This window comes from Thermodesulfitimonas sp. (assembly GCF_052743955.1).
In genome coordinates, this window is sequence record NZ_JBRAIN010000001.1 from 39,044 (window position 1) to 49,081 (window position 10,038).

The window sequence follows — 10,038 nt, forward strand, 5'->3', positions numbered from 1 at the left end:
GTCACGCTCTATCTTGGGCCCCAGTCCCGGCCGCAAACTCAGCTGATCTGGCGGAGGCGCTCGGCCTGGTGGTGAGTAACCAGCGCAGTGATTAGCTCATCCAGATCCCCGTCCAAAACCTCACCGAGCCGGTAAAGCGTGAGCCCCACCCGGTGGTCAGTGACCCGGTTCTGCGGGAAATTATACGTTCTAATTCGCTCGCTGCGGTCACCGGTTCCAACCTGCGACCGCCGGGCCGCCGCGATCTTTTCCTGCTGCTCCCGCTGCATTTTGTCCAAAAGCCGCGCCCGCAACACCTTCATCGCCTTATCCCGGTTTTTATGCTGGGACTTTTCGTCCTGGCACGTGACCACTATCCCCGTCGGCAGGTGGGTGATCCGGACCGCAGACTGGGTAGTGTTCACCGACTGCCCGCCCGGACCGGTTGAACAGAAGACGTCGATCCTGAGGTCTTTCGGGTCGATCGCCACGTCAACCTCCTCCGCCTCGGGTAAAACGGCCACTGTCGCCGCCGAAGTATGGATCCGCCCGCTCGCCTCCGTCTCGGGAACGCGTTGGACCCGGTGCACCCCACTTTCAAACTTCAACTGGCTGTAAGCCCCCCGTCCCTCAATGAGGACGATGGCCTCCTTGAACCCGCCGAGATCGGTCGGGCTGCTGCTCATCATCTCGCTGCGCCAGCCGCGCCGTTCCGCAAACTTGAGGTACATCCGCAAAAGGTCAGCCGCAAAGAGCGCCGCCTCCTCACCCCCGGTTCCGGCGCGGATTTCCAGAAGCACGTTTTTCTCGTCGTTCGGGTCTTTCGGCAGGAGGAGAACCTTGAGCCGCTCGGTCAACGCTTCTTTCTGTTCCTTCAGCAGCTTAAGCTCCTCGGCGGCCAAATCCCGAAGTTCCGGATCGTTCTCTTCCCGCAGCAGGAGTTCGGCATTTTCTATATCCCAGTTCACCTTCTTGTACTCGCGGTAGGTATGGACTATTTCCTCCATCTCGGCGTGGGCTTTGACATATTCCCGCCACCGGCTGTAATCCGCGATTACCTCCGGGTCCGCAATCTTCCTGCTTAATTCCTCGTAACGTTCTTCAATCTTGTCCAACTTTTCCAGCACCCGGATCACCTTCCTTTACCAGCACTGCATCAAGCGCCGCCAGGGCCACCGCCACCTGGGCGTCGTCCGGCTCGCGCGTCGTCAGGCGCTGGAGCCACAGGCCCGGTGCAACCAGAAACTGCCAGAAGGTATTCCCTTGCTTCCTGGCCGCCAGTTTGATAAACTCGTAACTGATCCCCGCAATGAGCGGCAGAAAGAGCACCCGCGATAGCAGGCGCCACCATAAAGGTTCCTGAGCTAAAAAGGAAAAAATCAGGATACTTAAAAGCAGCACAACCAGGATGAAACTCGTCCCGCAGCGGGGATGCAGCACCGGATACCCCCGCACCCCCTCTATGGTTAGCGCCGCGCCCGCCTCGTAAGCGTTGATTACCCGGTGCTCCGCCCCGTGATAGGCAAAAACCCGCCGGATATCGGGAATCAGACCTACCAGAACAATATAAAGCAGGAAAACGCCCAGCCGCACCAGCCCTTCGAGAAGGTTCTGGCCGGCCCCCGAAGAAACCGCGCCCCTTGCCAGGTAGGCCAGGCCCGCCGGAATGATGGCGAAAAGGAAAATCGCCAGTACGATCCCTAAAAAGACGGTGGCCGCAATCTCCCAGCGGCCAACCGGACGTTCTTCCTCTCCCACTGCCTGCTCGACAGAGTAACTGAGCGCCTGAATCCCGATCACCAGCGCCTCGTAAAGGACCGCCATCCCGCGGAAAAGCGGCCGACACCAGATCCCGGAGCTGCTCAAGGCGCGCAACGGCTCCCGCCGCACGACTATTGAGTTGTCGGGACGCCGCACCGCCACCGCCCACGCCTCGGGACCGCGCATCATCACCCCTTCAATGACCGCCTGCCCCCCGTAGGTAACCTCCGGTTTCCCCAACAGGATCACCCTGGTGTCAAAACGCCCCGGAGTAAGCTTAAAGGCCGTACTTCTTGCGGAAGCGCTCCGCGCGGCCGCGCCGCTCTACCATACTTTGGCGCTGTCCGGTAAAGAAGGGGTGGCACTTGGAGCATACCTCTACCCGCAGATCCTTTTTCGTCGAACCAGTCTCAAAAGTCGCCCCGCAAGCGCAGATCACCCGCGCCGGCCCGTAATTCGGGTGAATGCCCTTTTTCATAAAGAATCCGCTCCTCTCTTCACAACAATTACCCCAGCTATTTAGGGACCAAATGGTATTATAACACAGGCGCCACCTGCCCGCAACGTCCGGTAGCCTCAAGGACCCAGAGGCGATAAAAAGGGCAACCTTTTAATAAAGGTCGCCCTTAAATAACCCCCACGTAACCGCCGCAGCCTTACTTGATCTCCACGGTGGCGCCGGCCTCGACCAATTTAGCCTTGATCGCTTCGGCCTCCTCCTTGCTGACCTTCTCCTTGACCGGCTTCGGTGCGTTATCCACAAGGTCCTTCGCCTCTTTCAGGCCGAGACCCGTTATCTCCCGAACCACTTTGATAACGTTGATCTTCTTATCTCCTACCGCGGCCAGGATAACGTCGAACTCGGTCTTTTCTTCTTCCGCCGGCGCCGCCGCTCCCGGCGCTGCTGCCGGAACCGCAGCCATAGCCACCGGCGCTGCAGCCGTCACCCCGAACTCTTCCTCAAGGGCCTTTACCAGATCGGCAAGTTCAACCACCGTAAGCCCCTTAATGGCCTCCATGATTTCCGCTATCTTGGACATTCTTTTGCACCCTCCTAAAAGATTTTTAATTTCCAAAAACAAAAGTTTGCGGCTGCGTTATGAAGCCGCCTTCTTTTCTCCTATCGCCTTGAGTACGTACACAAGGTTCCGGATCGGCCCGTTAAGCACACCAACCAGACCGTAGAGCGGTGCTTTGATTCCGCCGACGACCCGGGCAATCATTACCTCGTATGGCGGCAGATCAGCCAAGGCCTTGACCTGATCGCTTGTAAGCGGCCGCCCTTGAAGGAGGCCTCCTTTTATCTCTAACATCTTGAACTCGCGCGTAAAATCGTTCAGCACCTTGGCGGCACTTGCCGGATCACCAAAACTGAAGGTCAGGGCTACCTGCCCCTCAAGCATGGGAACCAGATCCGCCACGCCGGCTTCGTGCGCCGCAATCCGCGTTAAAGTGTTCTTGCTCACCTTAAAGGAACATTCTGCAGCCCGCAACCGGCGCCGCAACTCTGTCAGCCGGGCTACCGGGATACCCCTATAGTTGGTTACAAACACCGCCCGGGCCTCTTTCAATTTTCGTGTAAGCTCCTCTACTACCGCCTTCTTCTCCTCGCGAACCGGCACATCCTCACCTCCTTTCACTCGCACCAGAAAAAGAAGCGGGATCCGTAGACAAAGAGGATCCCGCTGGGTTGACCTCAAGCCTCGGCCGGCGGCGGTAAGAACCGCCATTAAGCCTTTTGAGCACCAGGCTGTCTACGGCTTTTTTAAAGCTTTTCAACCGCCGTTAAGCGGTATTTTAAACTAAACTTTCGTGATTTCTCACGAAACTAACTTAGCAACATTTACCTTAACGCCGGGGCCCATCGTCGAGGAAATACTCACCCCTTTGATATACTGACCCTTGGCCGCTGGCGGCTTAGCCCGGATCAAAGCTTCGATTAAGGTCCGCAGATTCTCAACTAATTTCTCGGCGTTAAAAGAAACCTTGCCGATAGGCGCGTGGATGATCCCCGCCTTATCGACCCGGTACTCAATCTTACCTGCTTTGACTTCCCCTACCGCACGAGCGATATCGAAAGTAACCGTCCCGGTCTTCGGGTTCGGCATTAAACCCCGGGGGCCCAGAATCCGCCCGACTTTACCGACCATACCCATAACATCGGGAGTAGCGATAGCCACGTCGAAATCGAGCCATCCTTCTTGAATCTTGGCGATAAGGTCCTCCGCCCCAACGTAGTCGGCACCCGCAGCCTCCGCCTCTTTGGCTTTCTCCCCCCGGGCAAAAACCAGTACCCGCCGCGTCTTACCCGTCCCGTGCGGCAGGACCACCGCACCGCGCACCTGCTGGTCGGCGTGCCGCGGGTCAACGCCTAACTTTACGGCAACCTCTACCGTCTCGTCAAACTTAGCTGGCGCGACCTTTTTCACTAACTCTACCGCCTGCAAAGGCTCGTAGAGAACTGTCCGGTCGATCTGTTTGCGCGCTTCCTGGTACTTTTTCCCGTGTTTTGGCAACTTTATTCCCCCTTGTGGTCTTGCGGAGATAACTCCTCCCACCTTTTGCCTTTAAAGCAGCGTCTTAACCTTCCACGATCTCAATACCCATACTCCGGGCCGTCCCTTCGATCATCCGCATAGCCGCCTCAAGCGAAGCCGCGTTCAGATCGGGCATCTTTAGCTCCGCGATTTCCCGGACCTTGGACCGGGACACCTTCCCGACCTTTTTCTTGTTGGGTTCACCAGATGCTGTCTCGATGCCGGCGGCCTTTTTCAGAAGCACCGCCGCAGGCGGCGTCTTGCAAACAAAGCTAAAAGAACGGTCTTCGTAAACGGTGATCTCCACCGGGATGATCAAACCGGCCTGCGCTGCCGTCCGCTCGTTGTACTCCTTCACAAAGGCCATTATGTTAACACCATGCTGGCCCAAAGCGGGACCGACAGGTGGTGCCGGCGTAGCTTTTCCTGCGGGTATCTGGAGCTTGATTACTGCCGCGACCTTTTTGGCCAATCGTCTCACCTCCCGTCACACGGTCTTTTCTATTTGGGAATAATCAAGTTCTATCGGCACTTCCCGGCCAAACATCGAGATTAATACCTTTAACTTTGCTTTTTCGGCGTTAACCTCCTCAACCACGCCGATAAAGTTCTGGAAGGGGCCGGAAGTCACCCTGATCTTCTCGCCGGGCGTAACGTCGAGGCGGATCCGCGGTGACTCGCCTTCCATTCGCTTCAGAATCTCCTCCGCCTCCGCCTGCGTTAGCGGCAAGGGCTTATTACCGCTCCCCACAAAACCCGTTACTCCCGGCGTATTACGCACCACGTACCAAGACTCATCGGTTAAGATCATCTCCACAAGCACGTAACCAGGAAATATCCGCCGCTTTAAAACCTGTTTTTTACCGCCTTTGATTTCGATTTCGTCTTCTTCCGGTACGACAATGCGGAAAATCTTATCGCCCATATTCATCGAGGCGATCCGCTTCTCTAAGTTCGCCTTAACCTTATTTTCGTAGCCGGAATAGGTATGGATAACGTACCACTGCTTGCTCACGGCAGGGAGGTCCCCCTCCCTCACCTCCTAAAAACAAATACGTTACTTAATGATCAAGCGCAGGATCTGGCTGTAAACAGAGTCGGCAATCCAGATGATGAGCATCACAATCGTTACTACCACCAGGACTACCCCGGTATAGATGATTACCTCACGCCGTGACGGCCAGTGCACCTTCTTGAGCTCCTGCCAGGCCCCCGCAAAAAACTGCCGGGCGCTAGCAATAAACTCCCCTAACTGGAAGCGTTTTTTGGGGACTTCGCGCTGGGCACCCTCCCGGCGTAACGGCTTAACCACAGATTCCCGCGCCGCCGGAACCTCCTTCTTTGCCTTCGCCTTTGTTTCCAGCGGCACTACCACCTTCTCCGTAGGGGGCAGCGTCTTTCCCGCCTTTTTTTTGGTCTTCGTCGGCGCCATAATCTTATCCTCGCTTAAAACTATTTGGTTTCCTTATGAACGGTATGGGTCCCGCACCACCGGCAGTACTTCTTGAGCTCAAGCCGCCCCGGGTCGTTTTTCTTGTTTTTGGTGGTCGCGTAATTCCGCCGCTTACACTGAGTACACGCAAGGGTGATAATAACCCGCATTCGCGCCAACACCTGCCTCGCAAAAAAGTAAAAAAAAGAAGCGTCCCCGGTCACACAAACCACGCCTTAAGTAATTTAGCATATGGGCTACATGCTGTCAACTCTTTTTATTATGTCTATATTTAGGCTTGCGCCCCTTTACTCTCCGGACAGGCAGCCATTGACACCAAGACTGCTACGCGATAGGCTTTAAGTGGCCTAACTAAAAAAGGAGGAAACGACATGCAGCACACGATCAGTTTCTCTAAAGCCGGACGCCAGGAAATCGAGCTTAACGACCGATTCGCCTTTGAATGCAGCGAAAAATGCATGGGTAACTGCTGCCGCCTGATCACCATTCTCCTTGACCCGTGGGATATCGAGGTGATGGCCCGCCATTTAAAACTTCCCAGCACCGAGTTCCTCGATCTTTTTTGCAGCTATGACTTCGGCGCCACCTCCCACTGGCCCTTCGTCTGGCTGAAACACGCCGAAAAAGGCTGCTGCGCCTTTATGCTTCCGGACGGAAAGTGCAGCATCTACCCGGCCCGGCCCCGCAACTGCCGCACCTACCCCGTAGGACGGGCCGTGAAAATTGAAGCCGCCGGCGAGGCTCCCCGGGTAACGGAGCGTTTTTTTCTCATGGTGGAAAAGAACAGGCCCTGCCTGGGACATGATGGAGAACGCGTCTGGACCGTTAAAGAATGGCTCGCCGCTGCGGACGCTTTTAAGTACTACGAACTTTCCGACCTCTATCTCGCGCTTGTTCACTACGCCAGCGAGACGCTCAACTGCCGGGTCTGGCTCACCCCTAACACCGCCCGCATCCTGATGCCGCTCCTCTTTACCCCCGACCGCCTCCGTAAAAAGATCGGCATCGCCGAAGAGATGATGGACCACGAAACTTTCTACCGCCGGCGCCTTAAAGCCGCACGGGTGATTCTCACCGAGATGGCGGCCCCCTTTGGCTTTGGGCCATTTGCCGGTCAGGATAGCGCCGACCAGGAAATGTCGCTTGCCACGCGCGTCCGGCAGCTTATCCTGCCGGATGCATAGTAGCCGGTCCTGCGGCTGGCGGTAAAAAGGGCCAGTCGAAAATAAAATGCCCGCCAGCCCCGAACGCAAGAGTAGTTAGCAAGGGCCATCGCCCATAACGCTTTTTAAACTAAAAACGGCCTTCCCGCCAAACCTGGAAAGCCGTTTATTTCTTAGATGGAGCGGAAGACGGGATTCGAACCCGCGACCCTCGCCTTGGCAAGGCGATGCTCTACCGCTGAGCCACTTCCGCGCAACAGACATCCCCTGCAAGAAGTCGGACGCGAGAACCTATTAAATTTTATTGAAACTGGCAAGGCCAGTTTCTTTCCCCCGACCTCTGACCTCCTGCCTCCTGGCTCTAAACTGGTGCCGCGGGACGGAATCGAACCGCCGACACGAGGATTTTCAGTCCTCTGCTCTACCTACTGAGCTACCGCGGCAAGTAGAGTCCTGGCGGAGCCGACGGGATTTGAACCCGCGCTCTCTGGCTTGACAGGCCAGTGTGTTAAAACCTGGCTACACCACGGCTCCGCAAAACCAAACTTAGTATAACTAAAACCACGGCCCAAAGTCAAGAGGGGACAATTTACTTTTTAGCCGCGCCGAGAACCGGCAGTTGAACCGTGTACTTGTACCATTCCGCAACCGCCGGCACAGCTTCCCTGCCTTTCTTCAGATACTCTTCCTTCAGGGACATATGGCCCTGTTTTTCACTTACCAGCGCCAGCCACAAACAGCCTTCCGCGTACATCTCCTTCTCCTGCTCGGCCACGCCCTCACGTTCCACCTCTTTGAGCGCGTTTTGCAATATTTCCGCAGCCTCCGGAAAGCGCCCGAGGAAATAGAGCGCGCCACCCGCGCTGATATTCACCGCTGGGGTAGGTTCCATCAGCGGCGCGACGACCCAGAGTTTACGCTCCTGCGGTGTTACCGTGGCCATCCGGCGCTTGATCTTCCCAGGCACCGCCGCTGCCTGCTTGAAAAAGGCACGGGCTTTTTCCTGCTGCCGGGCGCGTAGCTCTAAATAGCCGGCGTTTAAAGCCGTCCGGGCCAGGTTTTCGTACCACTGAACCTGGAAGGGGGCCATCGCCACCGCTTGGCGTGCTTCGGCTACAGCCGCCTCGTACCGGCCCGCATTCATGTAGGCCATCCCCAACTCCGCGTGCTTCGCCGCGCTATACCGGCTCTTGGCAAGCGCGGCCTCCGCCGCTCCGATAGCCGCCGCTGCGTCGCCCTGGCTCATATAGATGCGTCCCAGCAGCATATCACAATCAGCGTCGAAGGGGTTAAACACCCGAGCGCGCTCTAACTTCTTCTGGGCACCCGCAATATCGTTCTTCGCCAGCCTCATGTTCGCTTCCAGGGCACAATCTCCGGCCAACGCCAGACTGAAGCTGCCGGCCACCAAGAGGACGACGGCAGTGGTCACGGCTATGAGCGGTGCCGTATTTACTGGCTCTTGTACTTTTTTCGGGCGCTTGGCCACCACAACTTTTTCCTCCGGCCGCGCGAGCCCCGCAACCATACCGAAAATCGCAAAAAGAACGAGGGCCAGGGCGGAAAGAGAAAGGTTAAAGTCGATGGCGGCGTGCAGCCCCACACCTAAAGCGCTCACCGTCAGCACCCAGACCAGAAAGCGGCGCTCCTCGTTCCCCTGCGCGCCGTGGTAGAGGCGGTGGGCCGAAAGCAGGAAGGTAAGCCAGATGCCGCCGATAACGATGAGACCGATGATGCCCGTCTCGACCCCAATCTGGAAGTAGTAGCCGTGAACCTGCGTGGAGTTATACAAGTAGTCCTGGTAGGCCCGGTAGGCCTCCTGCCAGCCGCCACCCCCCCAGCCCAGCAAAGGCCGTGCCGCTATCATCTCTAAGGCGTCCCGGTAAAAATAGAAGCGCTCAACCGCGTTCCGGAAATGAATAAGCGATAGGATCTTATGCCCTAAAACCGGGCGCACCAGAAAAACAACCGCCACAGCGGCTGCAGCGATGCCAGCCGCGGCTGGCAAGCCCCAGCGTGGCAAGCGGATCTTTTTGACGCCTTTAGGCCGTACCACCAGGTCGTAGAAGACCTGCACGCCGACCGCTACCACCAGACCCGCGAAAACCAAAAGCCAGGCAAGGTCATAATTCTTTGCCGTGGCCGAGTTAACAAACGGAAGCGCAACCAAAAGGCCAGGAACACCTACCTGCACGGCGTGTAAGACAAGCGACGCACGCCTTTCTGCCGGCACGCCAAGAAGCAACAGCGGCGCAACGATAAGCAGTGTGAGGAGACCACCATTCGATTTCGCGCCCCAGAAAACCGTGGCGATCAGGAAATTGCCCGCTGCAAAGAGATATGCATAAGGACGGAGACGCTCCACCCAGGCCGGACAGGATGGCCAGATATTTTTAAACCCCGCACCGTGCCCCAGTGCCCAAGCCCAAAGATAAGCGCCCAGGATGAGGACACAGAGCAGGTAACTGGCCAGTGCGTTGGGGTACTGGAAAGAGGAGTAGATCCTGCCACCCAGGAAACCGTCCCGGATAAAGATGATTTCGGTGGCCGTAGCCAAGCCCGCCAGAGCAACCAGAACGCCGCTGGCCCAGATTACCTTCAGGAGCCGGCGAATATCCGCCTCCCCGGCCACCAACCGGGAAACCGTCCAGAAAACCACGAAGTAGAGCGCAGCCTTAACGATCTCGTTTACCGCCAGGCCTTTGTTCACGGCCCCAAAAGCACTCAGCACGTAAACTACCGGTAGCCCGAGGACCCAGAAATCGAGCGGGTGTTCGAAGAATCTTGTTTTCCGCCGCAACCACCGGCCAAAGTAGAGAAGCCAAAAGGATAATGCCGCTACAATTAGCGCCCTTTCCTGTTCCGGCGGGAAGAAAAGGCCGCGGAAAAAGGGGGTAAAAAATAAAAGCCCCGCTATCCCCCAGAAGGCTATCGCTGACGATAGCGGAAGCGGCGCGGCTTCTGTTACCGGAACCCTTTGTCTCTGGATCTCCGCTCTAACCCCCATCCTCCTACCACCTTACCAAAAAGGCGCCCCTCGGCACCCCGTAATATCTTCATCTATATTAAATGGGACATCCTTTTGCTGTCAATCTATGATTCCACTGCTGAAAGTACGCCGTATCTCCTATTCTCCCCGAGTTTT

General features: G+C 56.8%; 12 protein-coding genes and 3 tRNA genes. 1 reads left to right on the plus strand and 14 read right to left on the minus strand.

Features of this window, described 5'->3' with window-relative positions; translation table 11 throughout:
- Nucleotides 1-38 precede the first annotated feature (38 nt).
- The 10 genes from prfA to rpmG form a co-directional block, all read right to left on the minus strand.
- Nucleotides 39-1,106, minus strand: a complete 1,068-nt coding sequence (gene prfA / locus ACUVTA_RS00260; protein ID WP_445950977.1) for a peptide chain release factor 1 — start codon at nt 1,104-1,106, stop codon at nt 39-41.
- Nucleotides 1,081-1,989 carry a DUF1385 domain-containing protein gene (locus ACUVTA_RS00265; RefSeq protein WP_445950978.1) on the minus strand — a complete coding sequence of 303 codons (909 nt, stop codon included), beginning with the start codon at nt 1,987-1,989 and terminating at the stop codon, nt 1,081-1,083. The genes prfA and ACUVTA_RS00265 overlap by 26 nt, the downstream gene beginning before the upstream one ends.
- 28 nt (nt 1,990-2,017) lie before the next feature.
- Nucleotides 2,018-2,218: a 50S ribosomal protein L31 gene (gene rpmE, locus ACUVTA_RS00270; RefSeq protein WP_445950979.1), complete on the minus strand. Its 201-nt coding sequence runs from the start codon at nt 2,216-2,218 to the stop codon at nt 2,018-2,020.
- Nucleotides 2,219-2,396: 178 nt separating this feature from the next.
- On the minus strand, nt 2,397-2,780 hold the full coding sequence (gene rplL / locus ACUVTA_RS00275; protein ID WP_445950980.1) for a 50S ribosomal protein L7/L12: 384 nt from the start codon (nt 2,778-2,780) through the stop codon (nt 2,397-2,399).
- 57 nt (nt 2,781-2,837) lie between these two features.
- Entirely contained in the window at nt 2,838-3,362 is a 525-nt protein-coding gene (rplJ, locus tag ACUVTA_RS00280) for a 50S ribosomal protein L10 (protein ID WP_445950981.1), read from the minus strand.
- A gap of 198 nt (nt 3,363-3,560) precedes the next feature.
- Nucleotides 3,561-4,256: a 50S ribosomal protein L1 gene (gene rplA, locus ACUVTA_RS00285; RefSeq protein ID WP_445950982.1), complete on the minus strand. Its 696-nt coding sequence runs from the start codon at nt 4,254-4,256 to the stop codon at nt 3,561-3,563.
- A gap of 64 nt (nt 4,257-4,320) precedes the next feature.
- Nucleotides 4,321-4,749: a 50S ribosomal protein L11 gene (rplK, locus tag ACUVTA_RS00290; protein WP_445950983.1), complete on the minus strand. Its 429-nt coding sequence runs from the start codon at nt 4,747-4,749 to the stop codon at nt 4,321-4,323.
- A 15-nt stretch (nt 4,750-4,764) separates the two neighbouring features.
- Nucleotides 4,765-5,292, minus strand: a complete 528-nt coding sequence (gene nusG, locus ACUVTA_RS00295; RefSeq protein ID WP_445950984.1) for a transcription termination/antitermination protein NusG — start codon at nt 5,290-5,292, stop codon at nt 4,765-4,767.
- Between the two features lie 42 nt (nt 5,293-5,334).
- A complete protein-coding gene (gene secE, locus ACUVTA_RS00300) occupies nt 5,335-5,709 on the minus strand; it encodes a preprotein translocase subunit SecE (protein ID WP_445950985.1) in 375 nt (124 codons plus the stop codon).
- 20 nt (nt 5,710-5,729) lie between these two features.
- Nucleotides 5,730-5,879, minus strand: a complete 150-nt coding sequence (rpmG, locus tag ACUVTA_RS00305; protein ID WP_123931691.1) for a 50S ribosomal protein L33 — start codon at nt 5,877-5,879, stop codon at nt 5,730-5,732.
- A 222-nt stretch (nt 5,880-6,101) separates the two neighbouring features.
- Between rpmG and ACUVTA_RS00310 the strand changes: the two genes are divergently transcribed.
- On the plus strand, nt 6,102-6,914 hold the full coding sequence (locus ACUVTA_RS00310; RefSeq protein WP_445950986.1) for a YkgJ family cysteine cluster protein: 813 nt from the start codon (nt 6,102-6,104) through the stop codon (nt 6,912-6,914).
- A gap of 157 nt (nt 6,915-7,071) precedes the next feature.
- Here ACUVTA_RS00310 and ACUVTA_RS00315 read toward each other — a convergent pair.
- The 4 genes from ACUVTA_RS00315 to ACUVTA_RS00330 form a co-directional block, all read right to left on the minus strand.
- Nucleotides 7,072-7,146: transfer RNA gene (locus ACUVTA_RS00315), tRNA-Gly, on the minus strand.
- Nucleotides 7,147-7,260: 114 nt separating this feature from the next.
- A tRNA-Phe gene (locus ACUVTA_RS00320) sits at nt 7,261-7,336 on the minus strand.
- An 11-nt stretch (nt 7,337-7,347) separates the two neighbouring features.
- Nucleotides 7,348-7,427: transfer RNA gene (locus ACUVTA_RS00325), tRNA-Asp, on the minus strand.
- A 55-nt stretch (nt 7,428-7,482) separates the two neighbouring features.
- Nucleotides 7,483-9,900 (minus strand): tetratricopeptide repeat protein, encoded by a 2,418-nt coding sequence (locus ACUVTA_RS00330; protein ID WP_445950987.1) that lies wholly within the window; start codon nt 9,898-9,900, stop codon nt 7,483-7,485.
- Nucleotides 9,901-10,038 lie beyond the last annotated feature (138 nt).